Raw genomic sequence first — 26,015 nt, forward strand, 5'->3', positions numbered from 1 at the left:
GCACTAACTTAAATCTTTCGGTTCGAGCAGTTCACCAAACAAAGTACAGCAATCAAGTATTCAGGCTAGGCACGCAAATAGCTGACCACCATTTCAACCAACTCAATTTCCAGTTCCTCGTCGGTGATGAAAGGGCTGGGTTCACTGATCGCGCGGATCATGGTGAACACGATGGCGTTGGCAATAATGAAACTTCGAATTTGAAGCCGTTCGGGGTTGTTGCTCAGCGGGTTCTTCAGCAGGTACATCCGCATGAAGTCCAGCAGAGTGTCTTGCAGCAGCCGAACCACATTCTGGGTGGGCAGGCGGTACCAGTTGCGCACCAGCTCAACTGCAAGGCCATCGTCGGCACGCAAAAAAGACATGCCGAAGTGCACGGACCGTTGCACCATGTCGCGAAGATCGGTGGTTTTTTCCAGTACCAGCGTATTCAAGCCTTCGCGAAGATTCAGCGTGACTGTGTCCAGCAAGGCCTCAATCAAGTCTTCGCGTGAATCAAAATACTGATACAGCGACCCCACGCTGACGCCTGCCAGTTCGGCCACATGGTGCGTGGTGAACTTGTCCATGCCTTGTTCCCGAATGGATTGGGCGGTGGCGTCAACCAGCCGCGCAACCAGTTCTTTGGAACGTTGCTGCTGTGGAATTTTGCGCATGGGTTTTAGAACTTGCCGATGTAGAAGTCCCGTTGAATTTCATCCACGCGCGCCGGGTTGTTGGCGTATTGCGTGAAATCCGATACCCCGGTTTCGCGCAGCACTTCTTCATCCAGCCAGCTTACCTTGGCAGCAAAGCGATCGCGCTGATTGATCAACTCAAATGCAGCATCGGCCATCACTTCGGGTTTGCGCGACACATTCAAACCTTCTTCGCCGCTGAACATGCCCACTGCAGCGGTGGCGATCAAGGTGGCAGGCCACAGGGTTTTAACTGCAATACCTTTGGCTTTGACTTCCTGCTGAAAACCCATGCTGAGCAATGTCATTGAATACTTGGTGCTGGTGTAAGGAATGAATGCACCCAGCCAGCCTTTGTCCAGGTTCAGCGGTGGGCACAGGTTCAGCACGCTGCCTTTGCTGGCTTGCAGGTAGGGCAGGCATTCGCGCATGGTGATCAGCGGGGCGCGGGTATTCAGCGCGTGCATCAGGTCGAATTTTTTGGTCTCGGTAATGCCCAGTTGGGTAATGCCCAAAAAACCGGCGTTGTTCACCAGCAAATCGATGCCGCCAAACTGTTGCACGGTGGCCTGAATGGCACGTTTGATTTGTTCCTCGTCACGCACATCGGTGGCCACTGGCAGTGCTCTACCGCCAGCTTCGATCACTTCCTGCGCGACCGAGTGAATGGTGCCGGGCAGCTTGGGGTTGGGTGTGTCTGATTTGGCAGCAATCGTAATATTGGCGCCTTCTCGCGCCAATCGCAAAATGATTTCTCGCCCAATGCCACGGCTGCCGCCGGTGATGAATACTGTTTTATTCGACCAGCTTCCCATATTGCCCCTGCCTTTGTTATTCGAACGATCGTTCAGTTTAATACGACTTATTGTTCGTATTCAACTCGCGTTGACGGAAACAGGTGGCACGGCCTGTTGAACTTGCCGCTGTTGAAGTTCGGCCACTGCAATTTCCTGCGATTTGCGGCCTTGGCGAATGTGCCATGTAGCCAGCCCTGGCGTGCATCGCCCCAACATATGCAGGGCAGCCCTTGCGGGTACGGCCAATAAGGCAATGAAGGGACCAAAGGGAGCGCGTAGCCCCAATTTGCGGAACATGCGCGGGCCCAGCAAATACCACGATGAACTCAAATGCTTTTGATGGGCATAAGCCCTGCGCAGGTTTTGAAAGTTGTTGTACCCGCGGCTAAGCGGTTCGCCAGCCAGTGCGGTGGCCAGGCGGTGGGTGGATTCGTCGGGTGGGGAATGAGTAAACAGAAACCGGCGCAGCTGAATGAGCGCCTGTGCCTCCGTATCAACCAGCCATTTTTCCTGTACACCCATTTGCCAGCCGATCAATTTCCACAGTTGCATCACAGCCCTTGAATTGCGGGGTGTTACTACAATGCCCATTTTGCGAAGACCCAGCAGCATGACAGTGCTAAAGCCCAGGTACGTGGCGGCCATGTCAACCTGGTTGATGGGCAGCCCCCATTGCGTCGTGTTCCATTGTGGGTTGTGCTGCAACTGCTTGCGCACCAGTGCATGCATCCAGCGAACGCGCAGTGTGGACATGGCACCGGGGCCACCCGCGTGGTTGGCGTGTGGGTTGACCACTTTGAGCCACCATTGCGCTGTGCTGGCCAGCCGGGGGGCTGCGCCTTTTTCCAGTTCGCCGGTCAGAATCAGGGTTTTGTTGAAAGCGACCATCAGGTAGCCGCCCATCAAGGCCATGTCACGCAGCACGTCGGTGGCGGCACGCCCGGTGCTGTGAATGAATTGCACACCTTCCTCGATCAACGCCCAGTCTGCCCAGTCGGGGTTGGTGCAGGTGAACTGCAACAACGTTTGAAGTGCATCGCTGCCCTGACAGATCAGTGGATTGTTTGACTGCAGGGCTTGGTGAAATTCCCGCCAATCGGGCTGATCAGGCGACGCTTTGATTCGCGCCTCGATGTATTGGTCCATCACCGGATCACCTTCAAACAAACCCCTGTGCAAATCAAGGTACTGTTGCTGGCTTGGAGCGAACTGCCCACCCAGTAATTGTTGGATGGGCCAGGGTGTGTGAACCTGGGTCAGCGGAAAAGGCCTTAGTCGGGTGGGGTGGGGGTGATCAATGGTGGTCATGTGGCTGAGGCATGCTGTGAAGATGCCTCAGACTAAAGCGAATTTTTAGTCGCATTCAAGTCGCATTTTGAAACCAGTGTTTATTCATGGCGCTGTTGTAATTCGCGCTTGTAATCGGCATAAACACCGGCTGCATGCTTCTGGTTGGTAACCACCCAGATCAGTGCGTTCTCGCCGTGGTTGACGTCCATCAAGCGATCGGGGGCGATGCTGCCAAATCGAATGCCCGAACTTTGCTTGTGTGCTTCCTGGCGACATGCTGACAAGGCGATCTGGTCCAGAAACCAGATTGATTTGCCTTTGTTCAGGTTGTCTTCAATAAACGCAACCACTTGCGCAATGTATCGCTGGGCGGCCGGTGTGTTGTTCAAGTACACCACACCCGCTGCAACATGTTCCCAAAATGGCGCCGCCTTGGGTTGGCACACAATGACATCGTTGTTGGCCAATTCGCCCAGGGTGGCCGCCCAGGGCTTGCGCCACAAGGCATCGGCATCAATCAGTATTACAGGTGAATTCAGGTGTGTCAGCAGGGCTTTGCTGGCGGCAAAACGACGGGTTGCAAACTCCACCACTTTGGTGGGTGATTCCAAATCGATTGTTTCCCGCGTGGCAGTAATTTCCAGTTGTGGATATTTGCCTGCAAGGTCTTGAACGTGTTGAATCACACCGGCGTTGGGTGTGTACAGGTGAAAATGCACCAGCAGGTCGGCATTGTTGTGTTCAATCACGGAATACAGCAGGGTCAGCGCGTGTTCATAAAAGTACTTGTCGTCGCAGGCAATCAACACAGTGGGTTTGGTGCGTTGTGTTTTGGCTGGTTCGATGATCCATGCATAGGGGAATCCTGTTTCCGCCTGTGCAGGTGTATTGGCCAGGCTGGCAAAGTCGACGGGTTCGTCAGGCAGGGCACCCAGTTCGTACATGCAGGTCATGCTGAGAAGTTTGACCTGCGAATTGTTTTGGTGGGCACCTGAATCCACAAGTTTGACCAGGTAAGGCAGTGCTTCTTCGTAACGCGCTTCCATGGTGTACACCATGGCGACGATTTGTTGCAGGTGTGGCGAGGTGTCAACAATTTTTTCGTTTTTGCGCACCAAAGCCATGGCCTCATCGATTTCACCAATGCGGTACAAAATCTGAATGGCGTTCATCAGGTATTTCACGCTGGGCACTTTTTGCAGCACACGCATGAGCCCATCGCGAATGCCTTTTTTATAAGCCGCAGGCAGGGGTGTTTGAATGCCATTGCGGTGTTTGTCCATGGACAAATGGGATTGTGCAATCAGCATGATCATTTGTTTCAGTGCCAGGTCTTTTGCAGCGGGCAAACCCGATTGCACGGCATGCAGGGTTTCAGCACACAACACGGGGTCGCAGGCATTGGTGTCGATCAACGAAATCAGTGTTTCTTTCGGGATTTTGCCAAGCTCTTCAAAGAAGTAGGTTTTCACCAGACTGTCGCGATAGTACTGGTGCATTTCCTGGCTGCGTTTGAATTCCGTCACGAGGGGCTCCTGTGGCCTTTTGGGTTAAAACCATTTAACCGAAAGAATAACCGCAGGGTAGCCGCACTGAAAACCGGAGAAAAGGGGTAATGCCGATTCAGTGCGCTAGTTCAGTAACTGCGCCGTGATCCGCCTTGCGATGGGGGCCAGCATGTAGATGGCTGGCACGGCAGCCAAATAACCAATGAAGTAGGTTTTTCCCCAGGTGGCCAGAAAGTTGCCACCAAAGCCAAAATTGCTGGCGGTGGTCACAAAGGTGACGATGCCCACCATCAGAAAACCCATGATGAGTGCGAAGACCAGTTGGAATAATTTTCCGGGTTGGGCGGGAAGTGCTGCGTTCATATTGCGTTGTGACAGGTTTTTTGATTCGTGAATTTTAGCGGCAATTGCCGGTGCCTGCTCTCAGGGTAAACACCTTCATTTCTTTCTTGATGATTCGTTGCGTATTTCACACGGAATGATTAAAGAAATCCTTTCAATCTCAAAGGCTTGTTTCTATAATTCGCCTTTTTCCTGGGTGCCGTGCCAATGACTTTTCGTGTGGCTGATTCAGATCGCAGGCCTGAGTTATTCAACACGGGCAGGCATGTGTTGGTGGATGCGTCTGGCGCAGGGCAGGGGCGTTACTGCATGGCGGCGGTGTGCATTGAAAATGGCGAGGTGGTGCAGTTGTGCAGCAGACCTTGTGAGGCCTATAGCTCGGTGTTGGCCGAGCAGGAAAGTATTGAGTGGGCTTTGAAAATTTGGCCCAACGCACTGGTGTGGAACGATTGCATACCTGCAATTGAAGCAGCGTTGACACAGAAACCAGGTTTGGCGGGACAACTGTTTTGGCCCACGCCACGCATGCGCAAACCCTTTCACGACATGGCGCACAGCCTGTCGGTGAAGGCGCGAGAGGAACCAACACCCAGGCAATGGGCGTTGATTGAACTCTCATGATTTCAACTTTCAGGCTTTGTTAATTGCGGGGTCAGCCCGCTCAATAATTGTTTTCACCTGCATGCCCTTGGGCAAGGCGCCGTAGTTGTGGTGCCCTTGTGCCGCCAGGCGGCTTGCACAGAAGGCCTCGCTAACCGCAGCAGGTGCATGGCGCACCAACAAAGATGCTTCAAAGGCCAAGGCCATTTGATCGACCATGGTGCGGGCACTGTACTGCAAGCCATGCAGGTCGGCAGGGTTCATTTGCCTGAACTGTTGGTTCATGCCATCCAGGTAGGTATCAAGTATGGAGTTGCCACCACGTGCTTTGTTCAATTCGGCATTGAATGCCAGAAGCACAGCCGGTGTTTTTGCAATGGCACGAAGTACATCCAGACATTGCACATTGCCGCTGCCTTCCCAGATCGGGTTGATCACACTTTCCCGGAACAGGCGTGGGTAAATTGAATTTTCCATGACACCGCTGCCGCCAATACATTCCATGATTTCGTAGCTGTGCTGGGGTGCGCGTTTGCAAATCCAGTACTTGCCAACAGCTGTGGCCAGGCGCGCCAGTTGGGCTTCGTGTTCGTCGCTGTCTTTCATGTCCAGTGCCCGGGCCATGCGCATGGAAAAAGCCATGGCGCCCTCGTATTCCAGTTGCAAATCGGCCAACACGTTTTGCATCAGGGGTTGGTCAATTAATTTGGCACCGAAGGCGGCGCGCTGTTTGCAGTGGTGAATGGCATTGGCCAAGCCAGCGCGCATCAGGCTAGCGGATGCGCCCATGCAGTCAAAGCGGGTCAGGCTAACCATTTCAATGATGGTGGGCACACCGCGGCCTTCATCGCCAATCAACCAGCCTTGCGCACCACGAAATTCCACTTCGCTGGATGCATTGGATTTGTTGCCCATTTTGTCTTTCAGACGAATCACGTTGAGTGCGTTTTTTGTGCCATCGGGCAACCAGCGGGGCACGGCAAAGCAAGACACACCAGCGGTGGTTTGCGCCAGAATCAAAAACACGTCGCACATGGGGGCCGACAAAAACCACTTGTGGCCCACCAGGGAATACAGTTGCCCGGCACCGGGCTGATTAACCGGTGTGGCCATGGTGCTGTTGGCCCGTACATCGGATCCGCCCTGTTTTTCGGTCATGCCCATGCCCACGGTGATGGACTGTTTTTCATCAATGGGCACATTGCGCGGGTCGTAACCGCGATTCAGAATTTTGGATTCGAAAATTGCAGCCACTTCGGGTTGTATGCGGAAGCTGGGAACCGAGGCAAATGTCATGGTGACAGGGCAACCATGGCCGGCCTCCACCTGGCTTTGCAGGAATGCTTTTGCACCGCGCACCACATGGGCACCTTCTCGCGGGTGGGTCCAGGGCTGGCTGTGCAATCCTTCCTCTAGCGCTGATTTCATCAGTTCATGGTACGCACCGTGGTAGCGCACAGAATCAACCCGGTTGCCGAAGCGATCATGGGTATCCAGTTCAGGTGTGTATTTGTTGGCCAGAAAACCCAGTTCAAGGTATTCCGGTTTGCCACATTTTTCGCCAAAGGCAGCAACCTCCCCAACACCCCACGCGCCACCTTCGCGCTTCACGCCCTCAAGCAGGGCAGCGTCAGTGGTAAACAGGTTGTAGCTGTGCAAATCACTGGCCACATTGTGCACCTGGTGGGTTTCACCCACGATTGGGCTGGCTTGCAATTCTTTGGCGGTTTTCATGGCGTTCATCCCTGTAATTCTTGAAGTATCTTCCAATAATTACTCATATTTATCAATAATGCAAATAGTTGTAATTAATTGGGTGGGCTTTGACCCATTTTGTGCTGGTTTTCTGTACAGCGTTATGGTAGAACGAAGGTGTGCTCACCACGGAGAAACACCATGGCAACAACGCATCAAGTAGAAATTGATTTGAACACCTTAGTGATGTTGGTCAATGAAGTTGCCAAGGAGGATCCACTGGACTATGGCGATCTTGCAGTGGATGAAATGGCGCTGCGCCACTCTTGTTGCCTGGGGGCTTTGAACATTCTTCAAAATGCTGCCATGTTCAAGGCCGAAGACCTCATTTATGTGCTGCTTAGTTCAATGGCGAAGCTGATTGAGGAAAACGTGCTGCTACACGCCCAGAATGTGGAGCGCGGTGAGCAGATACGCAGTGAGCTGGTGGTGCAAATTCTGGACCGAGCCAAGAAGGGGTCCTAGCAAGTTCGATTCAACTTTTGTGTGCTGCTGCCGTTATCAAGTGAATTGATACGGAGAAAATGCATGGATGTATCCCCAGCCGCCATGGTGAATGCCACGGTTCAAATGCAGCAGGCCCAAAATATTCAGCAAGGTCAAATTGCAGTGTTCAAGAAAACCATGGACATCGCGGAATCTTCTGTTGCCCAGCTGATTCAGTCCATTCCACAACCACCACCTTTGGCAACCAGCGGCAATTTGGGTACTCGCCTGAACGTCTACGCCTGAGGGCTTACGGTTAAATGCATCAGGCTCTTGTAGCCAACATTAAAAAACTTTGCCGAGCAGCTTGTTCAAGTTGTTTTCGGCTAAGGCTTGGGTCGTTGTCTTGCGCAAGCTGTGAAACAAGCCCGTGAATTTGGACCACAATCATGGCTGCCCGCAGCTTGTATTCCGACTTGCTGATTTTTGGTTCCAGCCCGTAAATCAGTTTAAAAATTTCTTTTCTTTCCCGCGCATACACCGCATCAATCAATCGGGCTGCAAAAGGCAAACGGTTCGATAACGCATAAATTTCAGCCAGTACGCCAAAGGTTTCCGGGCGACGTATTTCCAGCAAAATCAAATCCACGATGGTGGTAAATCGTTCCAGCTGACTTTTGTCGCTCATCGCATTCATCACCTGCGCAACCGCTGCCTGGTAATTGTCCATCACATAAATCAGCAAGGCCTCAACCAAGGCTTCCTTGTTGGTGTAGTAGTGCTGCACAGTACTCAGTGAAATACCCAGTTGAGTGGCTACGCTGCGCATGCTCAGCCCGGCATAGCCCTCAGCGGCCAATATGGCTTGGGCTGTTCTCAATATTTCTTGCGAACGAATGTGACCTTTGTCAGTGGTGGCGTGTGTGCTCATGGGCGTTACTTTAACTCAAATATTGACAAACCGGTCATGTGACCTATAATCGATTCACTGCAACCGGTCGGTTGACCTATAACTTTGAGAGTGCGAAGAGACAAATGAGATACCCCAACCCCAGCTGGATGAATTCCGACCTCGAACTGTACCGTTCCAATATTCGTCGTTTTGTTGAAACAGAGATCAAACCCAATCAACACAAATGGGCCAAGCAACAGTATGTGGACCGTGAGTTGTGGAACAAAGCCGGTGAAATGGGTTTGTTGTCTGCTGACATTCCCGAAGAATACGGTGGCGCAGGCGGTGATTTTACCCACATGGCTGTACTGTTTGAAGAACTGGCCTACAGCGGTGACCGGTCGTTCGGGGTGCATGTGCACGCGATTGCTGCGCAGTATATTTTGAACCACGGTACCGAAGCACAGAAACAATACTTTTTGCCGAAAATGGCCAGCGGTGAAATGATTGGTGCAATCGCGATGAGCGAGCCTGGTGCCGGTTCAGACTTGCAGGGTATTCGCACCAGCGCGGTGAAAGACGGCAACCACTATGTTGTGAATGGTTCCAAGATTTTTATTTCAAATGGTTATCACGCCGATGTCATTATTCTGGTGGTGAAAACCGACCCCAGCGCCGGTGCAAAAGGCACCACCTTGCTACTGCTTGAAACCAAGCAGGCAGAAGGTTTCAAGGTTGGCCGCATTCTGGAAAAACTGGGCCAAAAAGGACAAGACACTTGCGAACTGTTCTTTGACAATGTGCGTATTCCAACCCAAAACGTGTTGGGCGCTGAAGGCATGGGCTTCATGCAGTTGATGGTTGAACTGCCTTACGAGCGCCTTATGTTGGGCGTGGGCGCCATGGCCGCCATTGAAATGGCCATAGAAATTACCCTGGAATACACCAAAGAACGCAAGGCCTTTGGCAAGTCGATTTTTGAGTTCCAGAACACCCGCTTCAAGATGGCAGAGTTGAAATCGCAGGCTGTAGTGGCCCGTGCATTTATCGACAACTCCATTGAGAAACTGGTTGCCGGTAAGCTAGATGCGGCAACAGCCTCAATTGCCAAGTTGCATTTGAGCGAACTGGAATGCAAGGTGATTGACGAGTGCCTGCAGTTCTTCGGCGGTTATGGTTACATGATGGAATATCCAATTGCGCAGATGTACGCCGATGCGCGCGTGCAGCGCATTTATGGCGGCTCCAGCGAGATCATGAAAGAGATTATCGCGCGGTCACTGTAAGGCAAACTGACTATCAAAAAACCCGCTTTCGAGCGGGTTTTTTTGTTGCACTGGCTATTCGGTGGTGCGTGAATACTTCGTGTGTTAAATATTGTTCACAATTTTTAGTGACAATATTCGAATCTGTTCCTGGCGATTGGGTGTATTAGTTGTGTCAGAAAACTTACAGGTGTACACCTCATGATTGATCAAACCCCGGTTGCCAAAATTCAGACCCCCAATGCAACGCCCACGGTGACCCGAAATGGTCAGGCAGTGGCCGATGCCGAGTTGTTCCAATGGGGTGATGAGATTTCCAATACCTCTGCAACTCCCATGGAAATTCGAATTCCGGCACGTGGTGCAGGGCAGGGCGATACCTTGTTGGTATTGCAGCCGGGTGCCGCTGCGCGTCTGGAAGAAATTGGCTCTGACGTAGCAGGCGCGGCTTCGCGTACCAAGGTAGTTGCCTTGACTGAAGGTGTCGAACTTTACGACATTGACGACGATATTTCATCTGCAATTCTGGAGCAAGGCACCGGCGAAATGTCTGGGCTTGTTGGCGCTGGTCTGCTGGCGGGTGGTTTGGGTGGTGGCGCAGCCGCTGGCTTGGGTGCCGTGGCTGCAGGTGCTTTCATTCTGGGCAACGACGATGACAACGGCGGTGCTGGCGATGGTGGCTCCGGTGCTGGTGGTTTGGCCGGTGGCGTTGAGTCTGTTGGCGATGGTCTGGAGGAAACTCCATTGGCACCCGTGGCTGGCGCAACTGATGCTGTGTCCGATGGCTTGGGTACCGTGGGTGGCGCAATCGGAGGGATTTCCGATCAAGACCCCACAGGTTTGACGGACGTGCTCGCCGGTGTGGTTGGCGATCCCGGTAGCGGTGATGGCTCCGATGCCGGTGGCGTTGTGGGTGCGGTAAACGCAATTTCAACCGGACTGGACAGTGGCACGGAAAATACCCCCTTGGCTCCTGTTGTAGACCCACTGACTGAAACCCTGGGTTCTGATTCTGGCGCGGTGGATGGCGTTGCAGAAGGTTTGGCCGATGTGGGCAATACGCTGGCAGGCGATGACAGCCCCCTGGCACCGATTACATCTGATATTTTGGCGCCAATCGTGGGTACCAGCGACGATACCAGTGACACCAACGGTTTGCCTGGTACTTTGAGCGAGGTGAGTGAGGGCCTTACCGACCTGACCGCTGAAGACGCAGCGTTAGCACCACTTGACCCAGTAACCAGTGCCGTGGGCGATGGTGTGGATACCCTGGCTGGTGGAGTTGAAACTTTGGGTAATGCGGTGACCGATGCCTCTGCTCAAGACCCCACTGGTTTAATTGGTACGGTCGGCGAGGTGTTGGGCGGCGACACAGCAAGTTCTAGCGATTCAAGTGCAGGTACAGATGCCTTGCCTTTGGATATGCTCACCGGTGCGTTGCCGATTTCTACGGACGGCGGTGGCTTGGGTGCCCTTGATCCAGTGACAGGTGCTTTGCCAATCTAATCAGGTTAGTTTGAGTGGTACAAAAAAGCTCCTTTGGGTAACCATGGGGGCTTTTTATATTGTGTGTGATATAAACCTTTACGCTGGAGGTATATGGCAGCCTTGCGGTTTTCCAGTGATTGCTGATGGTTTGAATGTCCCCGATCGTTACAAAACCGACCCTATATATTTGTGAAAAAATTAATTGCCGTAGTTGTCTCTTTGACCGTGGGTGTAAATTCGGCACAAGCCGGCCGTCCCATTGAAACTGATGATGCGTCAGTCACTGCCCACAGAATCTGCCAACTTGATTTCTGGACAGAAACTGCCCTTGAAGTCCGACAGGACAATTTCAATGGAGGTTGCAATTTCCTTGGCAACGGCGAATTCAGTCTGGGGCTTGGTGCTGCACATGGCAATCAGGAAGATCTATCCCTGAACTCGCTTGGTTACAAACACATACTTCGAGATTTCACCGAGAACTCGACAGGATTTGGCTTGGCAGCTAGTCGCGAATGGGGGCGCTTGAAATTCAGCGATGAATCTTCGCAAGAAACGCTGCTTACTACCATTGCCTCTGTGCCCCTGCATGGCACCGATTTACTGCTTCACTTGAATTTGGGCTATTTGCAATACAGTGACCAAATCCAAAGCGACAACAGTGTCTTCAAAGCAGCAGCACTCGATTATTCGTTCAATGAGCGAGTCGGGTTTTCTGTTGAAACCTATTCAGGTGTGAATGACAGTTTAAGTTGGCGTATTGGGGTGCGGTACACGCTGATTCCCGATTTTCTGCAAGTGGATGCCAGCTACGGCAGCGACTATGGCACTTTTCAAGAGGCCAGAGCTTTCACGATTGGTTTCGGAATTACGCCGGGATTTTGAATCACTTAAATATTCTTCACCACCATCAGTGCCGCCACAATCACGCACATCACGCCAAATGCTTTTTTCAATTGTGCACTTGGCATTTTGTTGGAAACCAGCCGCCCTCCCATCATGCCGCACAAGGCGGCGGCTGCGAAAGTAATACCGATTTCATAATTGAAAGCGCCGGCGCTGGCGCTGTTCAACACGCCAAATGTTGAAACAATTGCAATCACCGCCAATGAAGTGACAGTGACCGATTGCACACTTAAGTTGGTGAAGCGCTGCAAGGCGGGCACCAGCACAAAGCCGCCACCCACACCCAGCAACCCTGATAGAAAGCCCGCTACCGCACCAGAGAAAACAAGTGCGCGAGCGCATGGCCAGGTCCATATAAAGCGCCCGGTTTCCGGACTACGTATGCAAGGGCATTTGCTTTTTTCCGAATCGGGCGGCGCATCAATCACATTCAGCTCTGAATTTGCAGCACCCCGAAATGCGTTGAATGCAACCCACAACAGCACCGCCGAGAACACAAGGCCCAGCGCTTTGGTATTGACTTGCTGAGCCACCCAAAAGCCAACAGGTGATAGCAGCAAGCCCACAGACCCCATCAGGCCTGCAGCTTTGTAGCGCACCTCGCCTGCGCGAAGGCCAAGTGCCGCACCCAGCGTTGCCGCCAAGCCCACCGCCAGCAAACCAATGGCAGACACCTGTTGAACAGGCAACCCGGTTGTAAATACCAGTAGCGGTACAGCAAGCACGCCACCGCCAGCGCCCGTCAGTGCCATGACCAACCCCACCAAAAGTCCCAAGGCCAGCGTACCAATCATGCAAATACCTGCTTCAAGATTTCTCCTGTAAAGATTGAGTATTGAACATTTTGCCTTGCCGTATTTGCATACTGCATGACAGGCAATAAAAATATAGAATGCCATTTATTATATGCGCGAATACGCATATATAAAATATTGAGGACGGAATATGATTTTCAAGCAACTATTCGAGCCGGTGTCCAGCACTTACACCTATTTGTTGGGCTGTGAGCAAACAGGGCAGGCCGTGTTGATTGACCCGGTGGTGTCCGCAATCGATCGAGACCTGGCAGTGGTCAATGAACTTGGTTTGACTCTCGCCTATACCCTGGATACACACATACACGCAGATCACATTACTGCCGCACTTGAGTTGAAGAAAAAAGTGGGCAGCAAGATAGCCGCTCCCGCTTTCGATCGTTTGCCTTGCACCGACCATGGTATTGAAGAAGACCGACAGTTTTTAATTGGCAGTATTGAAATTCAGCCCTTGCACACGCCGGGGCACACCGATGGTCACTTTTCCTATCGCTTGGGGGAAAGGGTATTTACTGGCGATGCGCTGTTGATTGATGGCTGTGGGCGAACCGATTTTCAGAACGGTGATGCACCCACCTTGTACAAAAGTGTGAGGGAAAAATTATTTTCTTTGCCTGAAGACACCTTGGTTTATCCGGGGCACGATTATCAAAACCGGCGGGTTTCTTCGATTGCTCAAGAGAAAAGTCGAAATCCGCGTTTGGGCGAACAAAAAACGCTTGAGGAGTTTATCGAGATCATGGGTAAATTGAATTTACCCTATCCAAAGTTTATTGATTATGCGGTGCCAGGTAATCGCCGTTGTGGTATTTGCCCCAGCCATTTGCCCGAAGAACTTGAAAAATATTGCCAGCAGATTACAGAAAGTCAACAGGGTTGATTCAATGTTTGTGTTGTTCAGTTTGTGGTGTTTTTGTTGTGAATAACCTTGTATGCTCTTGTTTTGCACTTTGGTTTATCACATCGAATGTTATTGAATCACGAATCAAGCCAACTGGTTTTAATTGATTATCAAGAAAAGTTGATGCCTGCCATTCATCAGGCAGATGATGTTTATAACAATGCGCTAATTTTGGCCTCCTTGGCCAAAAAGTTGCGTGTACCTGTTTTTGGTACTGAACATGTTCCGGACAAAATAGGTCCGTTTGTGCCAGCCCTGGGTGCATTTTGCAAAGCCACAATGCGCAAAACCCACTTTAGCGCCTGTCCGGAAGGTTTGGTCGACTTACTGACCTCAAAAGCACCAGCAGGCAATGCGCGCAGTTTGCCCAAGCATTTGCAAAAGAATAATCAGGATTCTGAGCGCCCCAGTATTGTGATTGCCGGTGTAGAGGCGCATGTGTGCTTGCTTCAAACCGCACTCGACTTGTTGAATGAGGAAATGGAGGTCTGGGTTGTCACCGACGCCTGTGGATCCAGAACTGAGAGAAATCGGGATGCCGCGTTTGACCGGCTGGCGGGCAATGGGGCCGAGCTGGTCACAACCGAAATGGTGGTGTTTGAATGGTTGGAAAGTGCAGAAAATGAGCACTTTAAATTCGCGCTTGACTTGATTAAGTAATCAATTTAGGTTGTGGTTTGTGGTTAATATCAAATTTAATTACAATCGGGCTTGTTAATAAACTTTCTTAAAATTAAAAATGAAAAAACTAAATCTATCGGCGTTAAGTGCTTCTGAGCTTCAACAATTGAAGTCAGACATTGAAAAAGAATTGAGTGAACGTAGTTCTAAATTGCAGGCAATTGAAGAAGTAAAGAAACTTGCTGCTTCAAAAGGTTTGAAGCTTGAGGAATTGTTTGCAGAATTGGGTGGGGGCAAAGTCAAGGGCAAACGCGAACTGGGACCAGCGCCGGTGCGTTTCCGTCACCCTCAGGAATCTTCATTGACCTGGTCTGGTCGTGGCAAGCGTCCAAACTGGATGAAAGACGCCTTGTCCAAGGGTTTGACCGAAGACCAAATGCGCGTTTAATGCACACTTCCGTCATGAAAAAGCCGCTGATGAAAATCAGCGGCTTTTTTTTACCCGTTCGCGTACTTCCTGGCCAGTCAGCCCAGCCCGCGCGCCAAGTCCTTCTTCAAGTCGGCAATATCCTCAAGGCCAATCGCCAAGCGAATCAAGCCCTGCTTGATACCGGCAGCTTCACGCGCTTCAGGGCTTAGCCTTCCGTGCGTGGTAGTGCCAGGGTGGGTAATCGTAGTGCGGGTGTCGCCCAGGTTGGCAGTAATCGACATCAATTGGCTGTTGTCAATCACATTCCATGCGTTGGCGCGTGCGTCGTTCTCGTTCATGGCTTTCACCTCGAACGACACAATTGCACCACCTGTTTTTTGCTGCTTCATCGCCAGTTCATGCTGTGGGTGGCTTTTCAGGCCCGGGTAGTACACCTTGCTCACAGCAGGGTGCGCTTCCAGCCAGGTGGCAACTTCAAGCGCAGCAGCCGATTGCGCCAACATTCGAATGTTCAGCGTTTCCAAACCCTTGAACAGCACCCAGGCGTTGAATGCAGACAGGGTTGGGCCCGCTGTACGCAGTACGGGCAGAATTTTGTCTTTCAACAAGTCTTTGGGGCCACAAATGGCACCACCCAGCACACGGCCTTGGCCATCCAGGTATTTGGTGGCGGAATGAATAATGATTTCGGTGCCGAAATCGACGGGCTTTTGCAGGGCAGGGGTACAGAAGCAGTTGTCGACCACGTTGTAAATGCCGTGCTTTTTGGCCAGGTCGCTCAGCGCCCTCATGTCCAGAATTTCAGTCAGCGGGTTCGACGGTGTTTCGCTATAAAACAACCTGGTGTTGGGTTTGATCGCCTTTTCCCAAGCCTCAATGCTGGTGCCATCCACAAACGTCGTTTCAATACCAAAGCGCGACAGAATGTTCACAAACAACTGCACAGTGGCGCCAAACAAAGCCTTCGACGCAACAATGTGGTCGCCTGCATTGAGCAAGCCCATGCAGGTTGTTGTTATGGCAGCCATGCCGCTGGATGTGGCCAGGCAATATTCCATGTCTTCCAGCACGGCCAAGCGTTGTTCAAACATTTGCACGCTGGGGTTGGTAAAGCGGGCATACACATTGCCTTCTTCGGTACCGGCAAAGCGTGCGGCGGCCTGTGCGGCACTGTCGAACACAAAGCTCGATGTTAAAAACATCGCTTCGGAATGTTCGCCAAATTCAGTGCGGTGGCTGCCCGCGCGAATGGCCTGGGTGGCTGTGCCCCAGTCGGCAGGGTTCGCCTTGGGTTTGTTGTTGCTCATGATTGCAATCCTTGCGCAATTCGAGTTTGTACAGTGTGCTTGCCCAGCAAGTTCATTACCTTGTCAATTGAAGGCGTTTGCGTGATGCCCGTCAACATCAAACGCAAGGGCATGGCCAGCTTGGGCATTTTCAAGCCGTGGTTTTTAATGGTGGCTTTCACCAAACCATTCAGTGCTTCCACATTCCAGTCCACACCGTTCAGGCCCTCGTTGAATTCGGCAAGCGCTGCGCGCACACCCGCTTCGGCCAGCATGGGGGCCAGCTCCTCAGCATTCACCTGTGGCACTTTGTAAAATAGCGCGGCTTCGTCGCGCAGTTGCACCAAGGTGGAGGCGCGTTCAAGCACCACATCCAGCACATCATTCAGTTTGGGGCCTTCAAATGCATTCACACCGTCTTGCTCCAGGCGGGTTTGCAAGTCCGACAGCAGCAATTCTTTCGGGGCCTGTTTCATGTAATGGGCGTTCACCCATTTCAGTTTTTCAGGGTCGAACTGTGCGGCCGATTTCGACAGGTTGGTCGAGTCAAACCACTCGATCAATTGCTCGCGGCTGAAAAGTTCGTCATCGCCGTGACTCCAGCCCAAGCGGGCCAGGTAGTTGATCATGGCGTCGGGCAAAAACCCTTCTTCGTGGTACTGCACCACACTGACCGCGCCGTGGCGCTTGGACAGTTTCTCGCCATCGGGGCCAAGAATCATCGGAATGTGGCCGTAAACGGGCTGCTCACCGCCCAGCGCCTTCAAAATATTGATTTGGCGCGGCGTGTTGTTGATGTGATCGTCGCCACGAATCACATGGGTAATTTTCATTTCCCAGTCGTCCACTACCACGCAAAAGTTATAGGTGGGCGTGCCGTCCTGGCGGGCGATAATCAAATCGTCCATTTCTTCGTTGTTGATTGAAATGGGCCCTTTCACCAAATCGTCCCAGCTTACAGCGCCGCTCAAGGGGTTTTTGAAGCGCACCACAGGCTTGACGTCGGCGGGTGGCGCGGGCAGCACTTTGCCAGCCTCGGGTCGCCAGATGCCATCATAACGAATGCGCTGACCATTTTCCCGTTGCTTTTCACGCATTTGATTCAACTCATCTTGCGTACAGTAGCAAAGGTAGGCATCGCCTTTTTCAAGCAGTTTGTCGATCATGGCCCGGTAACGGTCCATGCGCTGCATTTGGAAAAACGGGCCTTCATCGTAATCCAGGTTCAACCAGGCCATGCCGTCCATGATGGCTTGAACGGCTTCGGGCGTAGACCGCTCAACATCGGTGTCTTCCACGCGAAGAATGAACTGACCCTTGTGGTGGCGGGCAAAAGCCCAGCTGTACAAAGCGGTTCTGGCGCCACCCAAATGCAAATAGCCGGTAGGGCTGGGTGCAAAACGGGTGCGAACTGTTTGATTTTGGCGATCTGTTGACATGGATTAGTGACTTTTTTTCAAAGAACTCATATTATAAGTTCAAGTAAATTCTTAAGTTATGGCAATGCACAATTTCGACCGACGATCATTTCTCAAAGCGGTAAGCACTTTGGCCGTTATTGGCTCGGTAGACACATTTCTGAATCGCGGCGTTTTGGCCGCTGGTTCCGATTTGCTTCCTCCACCCGATTTGTTCGATCCGGGGCTGGTTGACCTGACATTTTGGTTGCAACCGCGCACCCTTGAAATGGTACGCCCACAATCGGGCGAGCGCTTGAACATTACTTACTGGAAAGACGGACATCTTAACCCAATCGCCTACGAACAGATTTGTGGTTTGCTTCGAGACGTGCAGGCAAATCAGATTTTCCGCATGGACACGCAAATTATCGACACCCTTTGGGCTGCACAGGCCTTTGTTCGTCGTTATGGCTTTGTTGCCCCGGTTGAAATCACCTCGGGTTATCGTAGCCTCAAAACCAATTCTCGCCTGATTGAACAAGGCCTGCCCGCAGCCCGAAATTCTTTGCACTTGAAAGGACAGGCGGTTGATTTCCGGCTGCCCGGCTTGCACCCCAAGGTATTGGGTGAGTTGGTAGAAGGTTTCCGTGCTGGCGGCGTGGGCTTTTACTTCCGGGTCGGTTCAAAAGGTGGCTGGATTCATGCTGACACGGGTCCGGAGCGCGTTTGGCGTGGTTAAATAAGGCCATCTAAAAAAACAACAGTGCGAGGGTGGTTTTTTGGCAGTTTTCCAGCGTTTCGCAAAAGCAGTTCAGTGGAGTGGTGGTTTTGTTGTGGCGGCGGCTTTGGGCCTTTCCTTGGCCGCATGTAGCAAAGCACCCAACAATCCCTATGTTGAAACCGCCACAGACAAAAAACTCAACACCCTTTACACCGCCTTCACAGCTCGGCCCAAACACCTGGACCCGGCGCAGTCCTATACGTCAGACGAAGCCGAATTCACCTACCAAATTTACGAACCGCTGTTTCAGTACCATTATCTGAAACGCCCTTATCAGCTTGAACCGCTGGCGGCTGCGGCCATGCCAACGCCCGTTTACCTGGATGATGCGGGCAATGTGTTACCCGACGATGCGCCCTTGGACGCCGTCAAAACCAGTGTTTACACCATTCAATTAAAGCCGGGCATCAAATACCAGCCGCACCCTGCGTTTGCCAAAGATGAGCAAGGCAATTTTTTGTATCACCAACTGGGCGACGAAGCCCGCAAGTACAACAGCCCCCTGCAATTCGAGGTGCAGGGCACGCGTGAACTGACCGCACACGACTACGTGTACGAGATCAAGCGCTTGGCAAGTTCCAGAATTGTGTCGCCAATTTTGGGGCACATGGGTGACTACGTGGTCGGTTTGGGCGAGTTGTCCAAAACCCTGCAAGAACACGACAAAGCGCTGAAAGAAAAAATCCAGAAGGAAACTGGCGACGCGTTTCCGCCTGCCACTGCAGATTTGCCGTGGCTTGATTTGCGCGAATTCGATTTGCCTGGTGCCCAAGCGCTGGGCGACCACACCCTTGAAATCCGCGTAAACGGCAAATACCCGCAGTTTATTTACTGGTTGGCCATGCCGTTTTTTGCACCCATTCCCTGGGAAGCCGATGCCTTTTACAGCCAAAAAGGGTTCATTGAAAATAACCTGGTATTGGATTGGTGGCCCGTGGGTACTGCCGCCTATATGCTGACCGAGAACGATCCGAATTCCCGCATGGTGCTCACTCGCAATCCCAACCACCGGGGTGAGCCCTATCCTTCAGAAGGTGAGCCTGACGACGAAACCAAAGGGTTGCTCGCCGATGCTGGTAAAACCATGCCATTCATTGATCGAGTCGTGTTCACGCGCGAGAAAGAAGGCATTCCTTACTGGAACAAGTTTTTGCAGGGCTATTACGACACCTCCGGTGTCAGTGCCGACACCTTCGACCAAGCCATTCGCGCTAGTGCAGATGGCGACGCGGCCCTGACCCCTGAAATGGCCGAGAAGGGCATTCGTCTGGAAACTTCTTTGTCCACCAGCATGTTTTATCTGGGCTTTAACTGGCTCGATCCTGTGGTTGGGCCAGGTCAATCTGCCCAAGATGCCGAGCGCGCCAAGTTGCTTCGTCAGGCGATTGCAATCGCTATGGATTGGGAAGAGTTTTCGCAGATATTTACCAATGGCCGTGCTGTACCCGCACACGGGCCTGTACCCCCAGGTTTGTTCGGCTTTGAGGATGGCGAGGCGGGTTACAACACGCAGGTGTACAACATTGTCGATGGCAAGCCAGTGCGCAAGCCCGTTGAAGATGCATTGGCTTTGCTGAAACAGGCTGGCTACAACAACGGTATTGATCCGAAAACAGGGCAACCTTTGACTTTGGCTTTAGACACCACCGGTGGGGGCCCTGGCGACAAAGCCCGCTTTGACTGGTACCGCAAGCAGTTTGCCAAATTGAACATTCAGCTGGATATTCGGGCCACAGACTGGAATCGTTTTCAGGAAAAAATCCGCAAGGGCAATGCGCAAATTTTCTTCCTGGGATGGAATGCCGATTACCCCGATCCGGAAAACTTTTTGTTCCTGCTCTATGGCCCCAATAGTCGAGCAAAAACTGCGGGTGAAAACGCATCGAATTATTCCAACGCGCAGTACGACGCGATGTTTGAGCGCATGAAAACCATGCCGAACAACGAGGAGCGCGCACAAATTATTTCCCAAATGACTGATCTGGTTCAAGACGATGCGCCGTGGCTGTTTGCTTTTGTGCCCCAGCAGTTTGGTCTGATTCACGAGTGGTACGGGAATGTGAAACCCAACGACCTTGCGCGCAACAGCATTAAATACAAAACAATCGACACGGCCAAGCGCGACGCTGCCAGGAAAGAATGGAATCAGCCTGAGTGGTGGCCCATTCCAGTGCTGTTGATTGCACTGGCGTTGTTTATCTGGCCAGCATGGGCTGCATGGAAACGCCGCGAACAGGCCATGGGTATCCGCGAAGATTTGGCCAAAAGCACCGGAGGGCAACGCTGATGGGCAACTATTTGCTGCGCCGTGTGTTGTACGGTTTGTTGGTGCTATTGGGCGTCAACCTGATTACCTTTGTGTTGTTTTTTCAGGTGAACAGTCCCGATGACATGGCCCGTTTGGCATTGGGTGGCAAGCGGGTTTCGCAAGAGTCGGTGGATCAATGGAAGCGGGAGAAGGGGTACGACTTGCCACTGCTGATCAACAGCGAAGCGCAAGCCACAGGCAAGTTGACAGAAACCATTTTCTTTCAAAAGTCGGTACCCATGTTTGTGGGCGAATTTGGCAGTTCGGACGACGGCCGCAACATTGCCAATGAAATTGCGAAGCGTGCAGGGCCCAGCCTGGCTTTGGCCGTTCCGGTATTCATTCTTGGTTTGTTTTTGAACATTGTGCTGTCGTTGCTGCTGACATTTTTCAGGGGCACCTACCTTGATTTATCTGGCGTGGTGTTGTGTGTACTGGCCATGTCCATTTCCGGTTTGTTCTACATCATCGGTGGTCAGTATCTGTTCTCGAAAACACTGGCGCTGGTACCAATTTCCGGATATGACTCGGGCCTTGATGCTTGGCGTTTCCTGATCCTTCCTGTTTTCATTGGCGTGGTCAGTGGCTTGGGTGGTGGTACGCGTTGGTACCGCACCATTTTCCTTGAAGAAATCAACAAAGATTATGTGCGAACCGCACGCGCCAAAGGCTTGTCGGAAGTGCAAGTGCTGGGGCGGCATGTGTTGCGCAACGGGCTGATTCCAATCCTCACTGGCTCCGTCACGGTCATTCCCCTGTTGTTCATGGGTTCACTGATTTCCGAATCGTTTTTCGGCATTCCCGGCTTGGGCAGTTACACCATCGAGGCCATTCAGTCGCAAGACTTCGCAATTGTACGTGCCATGGTGTTCATAGGTTCCGTGCTTTATTTGGTGGGTTTGATTTTGACCGACATTGCTTACACCATCGCGGACCCTCGGGTTCGTTTGGCTTAAAGGGCGCTGGCTGATGATACCCACACTATTGCTCACTGATGTACTCATTTGGCTGCTGGTTTTGGGCGTATTGGCCTATGCCCGCAGTGTGATCAAAAGCCCGTTGTCGCGCGCTTCTTGGGGTTTGGTGTTTCAATCAAAAATTGCCAGTGCCAGTTTGGTGATTCTGCTGTTGGCGGTGGTCATTACCTTGTTGGACAGTGTTCATCTTCGGTTGAATGTTGACCAACAAAGCCGCTATGCCAATCCCATCATTTCGGTGCTGGACGTCGCCTTGGGCCCATTGGCCTACGAGCGCGAAAAATCGTATTCCGCGCCCCTGGCCACTCGAGCCCTGAGCAAAGAGACCATGGAGTTGAACGGCAAACCCGTGCGCGATTATGCCCGTTTGCAGTTTGGTGGTGCGCACCTGCAAGATGAAAGCCTGAAAGGCCAGGACCTGTTGAAACGGGCGTATCAAGGCGCACTGGGCGGTGCGGTGTTGTGGGCATTTTTCCTCTCGGCCTTGTGGATTATTCGCCGGGCCATGTCCAATGCCGAACACCAAAACAACATCAGTGTGTTCACCGGCAGTGGTGCATATCAGGCTGTGGTGTGGACCTTGTTTGTGTTGTGTATTCTCGGCGGTGTGGTTTGGAAGTGGGCCGAGGCCTACCATGTGCTGGGCACCGACAAGGTGGGTGTTGATGTGTTTTACATCGCCTTGAAAGGCCTGCGCACCGCAATGCTGATTGGCTTGTTGACCACTTTGCTAACACTGCCCGTGGGCATTGCCATGGGTTTGGCCGCTGGTTATTTCAGGGGTTGGGTCGATGACATTATTCAGTACATCTACACCACCTTGAATTCCATTCCTTCCGTGCTGCTGATTGCCGCAACGGTACTGATGTTGCAGGTTGCACTGGATGCCAACCCCGAAGCATTTGCATCCTCGGTTGAAAAGGCAGACCTTCGCCTGTTTTTCCTGTGCGCTATTTTGGGCTTGACCAGTTGGACAGGGCTTGCCCGACTAATTCGCGGCGAGGTATTGAAAATGCGCGAGCAGGATTACATTCTCGCAGCACGGGCCAGTGGTGTTTCCAGCGTAAAAATTCTGTTCTCGCATTTGTTGCCCAATTTGATGCACCTGATTCTGATCGCCATGGTGATGGATTTCTCTGGCCTGGTGCTGGCCGAAGCCGTGCTGAGTTATGTGGGCGTGGGCGTAGACCCAAGTACCTTCAGTTACGGCACCATGATTAATGCGGCACGGTTGGAGTTAAGCCGTGAACCGATTGTATGGTGGAGCCTGGTGGCAGCGTTTGTATTCATGCTGTTGCTGGTGCTGTCAGCCAACCTGTTTGCCGATGCCGTGCGTGATGCATTCGATCCCCGCGCACGCCAGTTGAAACAATCTTTGGTAAGGGTGTAAGCGTATGAGTTTGCTCGACATCCACGGACTTTCTACCCGGCTGGCCAGCGAGGCCGGTTGGGTGCATGCATTGGACGACATTTCTCTGGCCATTGAAAAGGGGCAGACTTTCGCCTTGGTGGGCGAATCGGGTTGTGGCAAGTCCATGACAGCGCTGAGCATTGCGCGCTTGCTGCCCGACAGTGGCGCCATTGTGGCCGGACAAGTGAAATTAAGTGAGGGTATTGCCGGTACCGAGGGTACGGACGTATTGCGTATCAGCGAAACTGCCATGCGAACCTTGCGGGGCAAACGCATTGCCATGATTTTCCAGGAGCCCGGTACCAGCCTGAACCCGGTGATGACCGTGGGCGATCAGCTCACTGAAATCATTTGTTTGCACACCGGCGCTGCCAAGGCACAGGCTTTGAAAGAGGCCGAGGAATGGCTTGCACGGGTGGGCATTCCCGAGCCCGCAAAACGCCTGCAACAGTACCCATTTGAAATGTCGGGCGGGCAAAAGCAGCGGGTGATGATCGCCATGGCTTTGAGTGTAAAGCCCGACTTACTGATCGCGGACGAACCCACTACCGCCCTGGATGTGTCCATTCAGGCCCAAGTGCTGGATTTGCTGAAAACTCTGCAGCGTGAGCAGGGCATGGCCATGCTGCTGATTACGCACGACCTGGCCATCGTGAAGCAAATGGCTGACACGGTGGGGCTCATGTATGCAGGCCAACTGGTTGAAAAAGCCAGCACCGCCGAGTTTTTTGCGGCGCCGCGGCATCCGTATGCCCACGCACTGGTGAAGTCCTTGCCAAGCCAGGCCCAGCGCGGGCAGACCTTGTATGCGCTGGAGGGCCGGGTGCCCTCTTTGGTCAACCCGCAGCCGGGTTGCAGGTTTGCCGCCCGCTGCATGCATGCGCAAGACAATTGCCAAGAGAGCACTCCTGAATTGAGTGCTGCCACAGACACCCATGTCGTGCGCTGTTTTTACCATGCTGATTTGTCGTTCAAGAAACCACAGGCCAATTTGCAGGCTGCCGATGACTCGGTATCGATCGGTAAACAGGGCAAAGTGGTTTTGCAAACTGTGTCGCTGTCAGTGGCCTATCCTGAAAAAAGCGGTTTGCTGAAAAAACAATTCAAACCTGTTTTAAACAAGCTGGATATAACCTTGCAACAGGGCCGTACCGTGGCCTTGGTGGGCGAGTCAGGGTCGGGTAAAACCACAGCCGCCCGGGCCTTGTTGGGCCTGCTGGGCAGCAATGCGAAAGTAGACGGCGATGTGCTAATGGAAAGCCGACCACTTCGCCAGTGGGCCGAACGTGGCCCCCAAGGCTGGCGCTCTAAAATTCAATTCGTGTTTCAGGATCCCTTTGCCTCGCTGAACCCGCGCCACCGAATTGCTGAAATTCTGGAAGAACCATTGCTGAGTTTGCGTCCTGACATGGATGCGCAGGCCCGCGCCTTGCGAATCGCGAAAGTGATCGAACAAGTCAGCATGCCCGCCGAGGCACTTGCGCGTTTTCCGCATGAGTTCTCTGGAGGGCAACGCCAGCGCATCGCGATTGCGCGTGCCTTGGTATCTGAGCCGAAAATTTTGATTTGTGATGAACCCACTTCTGCGCTAGATGTTTCAGTGCAAGCCCAAATACTGAATTTGCTCAAACGATTGCAAAACGAAACAGGCGTGGCCTTGCTGTTCATTACCCACAACCTGGCTGTGGTGCAGTATCTGGCCGATGAAGTGGTGGTGCTAAGGCACGGCGATGTCGTTGAACGAGGTTCTGCAGAACATTTGTTTGCCAATCCTCAGCATGCCTACACCCGCCAGCTAATCGACGCTGCACCTGTGTTGTAACAATTCAGGATTCCCAGTTGCCTGGCTTTGGGGCGTTGGGAATGCCCAATTTCATTCCGGGTTTGATCAGCTTCTTCTTGCCCAATCCGTTGAGGCGTTGCAAAGCCTTAACGCTCACGTCAAAACGCGCTGCAATTTCACCCAAGGTGTCTCCTTTCCTCACGGTGTAGCTGCGTTGGGGTTTGGGTGGTTTGTATACGCTCAGGCTTGCCTGAATTTTTGCGCTGTACTCAATGGGTACCAGAAGTGTGTTGCTGTGGGCTGCATACAAAATTGGTTGGTTCAAGCCTGGGTTTAATTTGCGAATTATCTCCAGTTCAACGCCTGCCAGTCTGGCAATTTCTCGCAGATCAACGTCTGCGCTGCGTTTGATTTCCGCAAAGTAAGGCTTGTTGGGAAACTTGGGCAAAGTGGTCCCGAAGCGCTCCGGGTTTTGGATCAGGTTTTTCAAAGCCTGTAATTTGGGAATGTAATGTTTTGTTTCCAGGGGCAATTCAAGATTGTCCAGGGTGGGTTCCAGGCCAGCCTCTTGTGCTTTTTTTACTGCCCTTAACACGGATCCTTCGCCCCAGTTGTAGGAAAGCAAGGCCAGGTGCCAGTCGCCATGCATGTCGTACAGGTAGGTCAGGTAATCCAGTGCGGCTCGGGTTGAGGCCACCAGGTCCCGGCGTTCATCCACCCACGTGTTTTGTTTCAAGTCAAACTGACGACCTGTGCTGGGAATAAACTGCCACAAACCTTCAGCGGCCGACGGAGAGCGGGCATGCGGATTGAATTGGCTTTCGATGAAAGGCAGCAGCGCAAGCTCGGAGGGCATACCGCGTTTTGCACATTCCTGGGCGATGAAATAAATATAGGGCTCGGAACGCTGCAGCATGGTGTTGACCAGGCGTTTGTTTTTCAGCAGCGCACGTTCCCGAACTTTGATCGCCGGTGTTTCAAGGTCGGGTATTGAAAAGCCTTTTCGGATGTCGGCCCACACATCGCCCGGTTCTTCAGCAAAATCAAGTGTGATCAGCTTCAGAGGACCTGACAGTTTCAATTCAAGTCCAGGGTTTGGTGCGACCAGTCCAAACAGTTGTGCGTCTTCGTTGCCACCGTTTAGTGCAATTTCTGCTTGCTGGGTGTTGGCCCATGCAAGGTTGGGCCCGAGAAATAGACCGGCCAAAACCGTCAGCATCGCCTTGAAACGTCCCAAGGAGGGCGTTTTAACTGCGTGCTTGATTCCATTTTTGAACGAGTCGTGTTTCAAAGGGTATGGGTGCCGGGCAGGGCGAAGTGCGAAACGAAAGTGCATCCTATGTTGAACTTTTGTGTAGG

25 protein-coding genes are annotated in these 26,015 nt (G+C 52.4%); 14 read left to right on the forward strand and 11 right to left on the reverse strand.

Annotation, left to right across the window (positions count from 1 at the left end; all coding sequences use genetic code 11):
* Positions 1-65: 65 nt before the first annotated feature.
* From ACVL1J_RS13825 to ACVL1J_RS13845, 5 genes are all read right to left on the reverse strand, one after another.
* Entirely contained in the window at positions 66-656 is a 591-nt protein-coding gene (locus ACVL1J_RS13825; protein WP_159571409.1) for a TetR/AcrR family transcriptional regulator, read from the reverse strand.
* Positions 657-661: 5 nt separating this feature from the next.
* The gene (locus ACVL1J_RS13830; protein WP_491665415.1) at positions 662-1,492 is read right to left on the reverse strand and encodes an SDR family oxidoreductase; all 831 of its coding nucleotides are present in this window, start codon (positions 1,490-1,492) and stop codon (positions 662-664) included.
* Positions 1,493-1,552: 60 nt separating this feature from the next.
* A complete protein-coding gene (locus ACVL1J_RS13835; RefSeq protein WP_491665416.1) occupies positions 1,553-2,782 on the reverse strand; it encodes an oxygenase MpaB family protein in 1,230 nt (409 codons plus the stop codon).
* 80 nt (positions 2,783-2,862) lie between these two features.
* A complete protein-coding gene (locus ACVL1J_RS13840) occupies positions 2,863-4,290 on the reverse strand; it encodes a glycosyltransferase family protein (protein WP_491665417.1) in 1,428 nt (475 codons plus the stop codon).
* A gap of 105 nt (positions 4,291-4,395) precedes the next feature.
* Positions 4,396-4,635, reverse strand: coding sequence for a DUF2798 domain-containing protein (locus tag ACVL1J_RS13845; protein WP_159571396.1), 240 nt, complete (start codon positions 4,633-4,635; stop codon positions 4,396-4,398).
* A gap of 186 nt (positions 4,636-4,821) precedes the next feature.
* Between ACVL1J_RS13845 and ACVL1J_RS13850 the strand changes: the two genes are divergently transcribed.
* Positions 4,822-5,235, forward strand: coding sequence for a hypothetical protein (locus ACVL1J_RS13850; RefSeq protein WP_491665418.1), 414 nt, complete (start codon positions 4,822-4,824; stop codon positions 5,233-5,235).
* Positions 5,236-5,244: 9 nt separating this feature from the next.
* Here ACVL1J_RS13850 and ACVL1J_RS13855 read toward each other — a convergent pair whose 3' ends face one another.
* The gene (locus ACVL1J_RS13855; protein WP_341237479.1) at positions 5,245-6,948 is read right to left on the reverse strand and encodes an acyl-CoA dehydrogenase family protein; all 1,704 of its coding nucleotides are present in this window, start codon (positions 6,946-6,948) and stop codon (positions 5,245-5,247) included.
* Between the two features lie 162 nt (positions 6,949-7,110).
* Here ACVL1J_RS13855 and ACVL1J_RS13860 point away from each other — a divergent pair, with 162 nt between their 5' ends.
* A complete protein-coding gene (locus ACVL1J_RS13860; protein WP_159571387.1) occupies positions 7,111-7,434 on the forward strand; it encodes a hypothetical protein in 324 nt (107 codons plus the stop codon).
* A gap of 63 nt (positions 7,435-7,497) precedes the next feature.
* Positions 7,498-7,701, forward strand: a complete 204-nt coding sequence (locus tag ACVL1J_RS13865; protein ID WP_159571384.1) for a YjfB family protein — start codon at positions 7,498-7,500, stop codon at positions 7,699-7,701.
* A gap of 19 nt (positions 7,702-7,720) precedes the next feature.
* Here the strand turns inward: ACVL1J_RS13865 and ACVL1J_RS13870 are convergent, their stop codons facing one another.
* Positions 7,721-8,326 (reverse strand): TetR/AcrR family transcriptional regulator, encoded by a 606-nt coding sequence (locus tag ACVL1J_RS13870; protein WP_159571381.1) that lies wholly within the window; start codon positions 8,324-8,326, stop codon positions 7,721-7,723.
* A gap of 104 nt (positions 8,327-8,430) precedes the next feature.
* Between ACVL1J_RS13870 and ACVL1J_RS13875 the strand changes: the two genes are divergently transcribed.
* From ACVL1J_RS13875 to ACVL1J_RS13885, 3 genes are all read left to right on the forward strand, one after another.
* Positions 8,431-9,573 carry an acyl-CoA dehydrogenase family protein gene (locus ACVL1J_RS13875; RefSeq protein WP_491665419.1) on the forward strand — a complete coding sequence of 381 codons (1,143 nt, stop codon included), beginning with the start codon at positions 8,431-8,433 and terminating at the stop codon, positions 9,571-9,573.
* A 180-nt stretch (positions 9,574-9,753) separates the two neighbouring features.
* A complete protein-coding gene (locus tag ACVL1J_RS13880) occupies positions 9,754-11,058 on the forward strand; it encodes a hypothetical protein (RefSeq protein WP_491665420.1) in 1,305 nt (434 codons plus the stop codon).
* 171 nt (positions 11,059-11,229) lie between these two features.
* Complete coding sequence (locus tag ACVL1J_RS13885) at positions 11,230-11,922, forward strand: PA4824 family protein (RefSeq protein ID WP_159571375.1); 693 nt, start codon at positions 11,230-11,232, stop codon at positions 11,920-11,922.
* 5 nt (positions 11,923-11,927) lie between these two features.
* Here the strand turns inward: ACVL1J_RS13885 and ACVL1J_RS13890 are convergent, their stop codons facing one another.
* A complete protein-coding gene (locus ACVL1J_RS13890) occupies positions 11,928-12,737 on the reverse strand; it encodes a sulfite exporter TauE/SafE family protein (protein WP_159571372.1) in 810 nt (269 codons plus the stop codon).
* Between the two features lie 151 nt (positions 12,738-12,888).
* Between ACVL1J_RS13890 and ACVL1J_RS13895 the strand changes: the two genes are divergently transcribed.
* The 3 genes from ACVL1J_RS13895 (at position 12,889) to ACVL1J_RS13905 (ending at position 14,728) form a co-directional block, all read left to right on the forward strand.
* Complete coding sequence (locus ACVL1J_RS13895; RefSeq protein ID WP_394672608.1) at positions 12,889-13,638, forward strand: MBL fold metallo-hydrolase; 750 nt, start codon at positions 12,889-12,891, stop codon at positions 13,636-13,638.
* A gap of 87 nt (positions 13,639-13,725) precedes the next feature.
* Complete coding sequence (locus ACVL1J_RS13900) at positions 13,726-14,319, forward strand: isochorismatase family protein (protein WP_159571366.1); 594 nt, start codon at positions 13,726-13,728, stop codon at positions 14,317-14,319.
* A gap of 79 nt (positions 14,320-14,398) precedes the next feature.
* A complete protein-coding gene (locus ACVL1J_RS13905) occupies positions 14,399-14,728 on the forward strand; it encodes an H-NS histone family protein (protein ID WP_341237475.1) in 330 nt (109 codons plus the stop codon).
* 77 nt (positions 14,729-14,805) lie between these two features.
* Here ACVL1J_RS13905 and ACVL1J_RS13910 read toward each other — a convergent pair whose 3' ends face one another.
* Both ACVL1J_RS13910 and gltX read right to left on the reverse strand, forming a co-directional pair.
* On the reverse strand, positions 14,806-16,017 hold the full coding sequence (locus ACVL1J_RS13910) for an O-succinylhomoserine sulfhydrylase (protein WP_491665421.1): 1,212 nt from the start codon (positions 16,015-16,017) through the stop codon (positions 14,806-14,808).
* Positions 16,014-17,435 (reverse strand): glutamate--tRNA ligase, encoded by a 1,422-nt coding sequence (gene gltX / locus ACVL1J_RS13915; RefSeq protein ID WP_341237473.1) that lies wholly within the window; start codon positions 17,433-17,435, stop codon positions 16,014-16,016. Before gltX ends, ACVL1J_RS13910 begins: the two co-directional genes overlap by 4 nt.
* Positions 17,436-17,499: 64 nt before the next feature.
* Between gltX and ACVL1J_RS13920 the strand changes: the two genes are divergently transcribed.
* The 5 genes from ACVL1J_RS13920 to ACVL1J_RS13940 are packed head-to-tail and all read left to right on the forward strand — an operon-like array spanning position 17,500 to position 24,695.
* Positions 17,500-18,135, forward strand: a complete 636-nt coding sequence (locus ACVL1J_RS13920; RefSeq protein ID WP_159571355.1) for a YcbK family protein — start codon at positions 17,500-17,502, stop codon at positions 18,133-18,135.
* Positions 18,136-18,175: 40 nt separating this feature from the next.
* Positions 18,176-20,464 carry an ABC transporter substrate-binding protein gene (locus ACVL1J_RS13925; RefSeq protein WP_491665422.1) on the forward strand — a complete coding sequence of 763 codons (2,289 nt, stop codon included), beginning with the start codon at positions 18,176-18,178 and terminating at the stop codon, positions 20,462-20,464.
* Positions 20,464-21,441, forward strand: coding sequence for an ABC transporter permease (locus ACVL1J_RS13930; RefSeq protein ID WP_491665423.1), 978 nt, complete (start codon positions 20,464-20,466; stop codon positions 21,439-21,441). Before ACVL1J_RS13925 ends, ACVL1J_RS13930 begins: the two co-directional genes overlap by 1 nt.
* Positions 21,442-21,454: 13 nt before the next feature.
* Positions 21,455-22,852: an ABC transporter permease gene (locus ACVL1J_RS13935; RefSeq protein ID WP_491665424.1), complete on the forward strand. Its 1,398-nt coding sequence runs from the start codon at positions 21,455-21,457 to the stop codon at positions 22,850-22,852.
* A 4-nt stretch (positions 22,853-22,856) separates the two neighbouring features.
* The gene (locus ACVL1J_RS13940) at positions 22,857-24,695 is read left to right on the forward strand and encodes an ABC transporter ATP-binding protein (RefSeq protein WP_491665425.1); all 1,839 of its coding nucleotides are present in this window, start codon (positions 22,857-22,859) and stop codon (positions 24,693-24,695) included.
* Between the two features lie 4 nt (positions 24,696-24,699).
* On the opposite strand, the gene ACVL1J_RS13945 is transcribed toward ACVL1J_RS13940, so the two are convergent.
* Entirely contained in the window at positions 24,700-25,992 is a 1,293-nt protein-coding gene (locus ACVL1J_RS13945; protein ID WP_491665426.1) for a transglycosylase SLT domain-containing protein, read from the reverse strand.
* Between the last annotated feature and the right edge of the window lie 23 nt (positions 25,993-26,015).

This window comes from Limnobacter sp. G6BE5S (genome assembly GCF_058448965.1).

Coding starts and splice junctions, on each gene's coding strand:
- ACVL1J_RS13825 (WP_159571409.1), bottom strand. CDS start 656: ATGCGCAAAATTCCACAGCAGCAACGTTCCAAAGAACTGGTTGCGCGG.
- ACVL1J_RS13830 (WP_491665415.1), bottom strand. CDS start 1,492: ATGGGAAGCTGGTCGAATAAAACAGTATTCATCACCGGCGGCAGCCGT.
- ACVL1J_RS13835 (WP_491665416.1), bottom strand. CDS start 2,782: ATGACCACCATTGATCACCCCCACCCCACCCGACTAAGGCCTTTTCCG.
- ACVL1J_RS13845 (WP_159571396.1), bottom strand. CDS start 4,635: ATGAACGCAGCACTTCCCGCCCAACCCGGAAAATTATTCCAACTGGTC.
- ACVL1J_RS13850 (WP_491665418.1), top strand. CDS start 4,822: ATGACTTTTCGTGTGGCTGATTCAGATCGCAGGCCTGAGTTATTCAAC.
- ACVL1J_RS13855 (WP_341237479.1), bottom strand. CDS start 6,948: ATGAAAACCGCCAAAGAATTGCAAGCCAGCCCAATCGTGGGTGAAACC.
- ACVL1J_RS13860 (WP_159571387.1), top strand. CDS start 7,111: ATGGCAACAACGCATCAAGTAGAAATTGATTTGAACACCTTAGTGATG.
- ACVL1J_RS13865 (WP_159571384.1), top strand. CDS start 7,498: ATGGATGTATCCCCAGCCGCCATGGTGAATGCCACGGTTCAAATGCAG.
- ACVL1J_RS13870 (WP_159571381.1), bottom strand. CDS start 8,326: ATGAGCACACACGCCACCACTGACAAAGGTCACATTCGTTCGCAAGAA.
- ACVL1J_RS13875 (WP_491665419.1), top strand. CDS start 8,431: ATGAGATACCCCAACCCCAGCTGGATGAATTCCGACCTCGAACTGTAC.
- ACVL1J_RS13880 (WP_491665420.1), top strand. CDS start 9,754: ATGATTGATCAAACCCCGGTTGCCAAAATTCAGACCCCCAATGCAACG.
- ACVL1J_RS13890 (WP_159571372.1), bottom strand. CDS start 12,737: ATGATTGGTACGCTGGCCTTGGGACTTTTGGTGGGGTTGGTCATGGCA.
- ACVL1J_RS13895 (WP_394672608.1), top strand. CDS start 12,889: ATGATTTTCAAGCAACTATTCGAGCCGGTGTCCAGCACTTACACCTAT.
- ACVL1J_RS13900 (WP_159571366.1), top strand. CDS start 13,726: ATGTTATTGAATCACGAATCAAGCCAACTGGTTTTAATTGATTATCAA.
- ACVL1J_RS13905 (WP_341237475.1), top strand. CDS start 14,399: ATGAAAAAACTAAATCTATCGGCGTTAAGTGCTTCTGAGCTTCAACAA.
- ACVL1J_RS13910 (WP_491665421.1), bottom strand. CDS start 16,017: ATGAGCAACAACAAACCCAAGGCGAACCCTGCCGACTGGGGCACAGCC.
- gltX (WP_341237473.1), bottom strand. CDS start 17,435: ATGTCAACAGATCGCCAAAATCAAACAGTTCGCACCCGTTTTGCACCC.
- ACVL1J_RS13920 (WP_159571355.1), top strand. CDS start 17,500: ATGCACAATTTCGACCGACGATCATTTCTCAAAGCGGTAAGCACTTTG.
- ACVL1J_RS13930 (WP_491665423.1), top strand. CDS start 20,464: ATGGGCAACTATTTGCTGCGCCGTGTGTTGTACGGTTTGTTGGTGCTA.
- ACVL1J_RS13935 (WP_491665424.1), top strand. CDS start 21,455: ATGATACCCACACTATTGCTCACTGATGTACTCATTTGGCTGCTGGTT.
- ACVL1J_RS13940 (WP_491665425.1), top strand. CDS start 22,857: ATGAGTTTGCTCGACATCCACGGACTTTCTACCCGGCTGGCCAGCGAG.
- ACVL1J_RS13945 (WP_491665426.1), bottom strand. CDS start 25,992: ATGCACTTTCGTTTCGCACTTCGCCCTGCCCGGCACCCATACCCTTTG.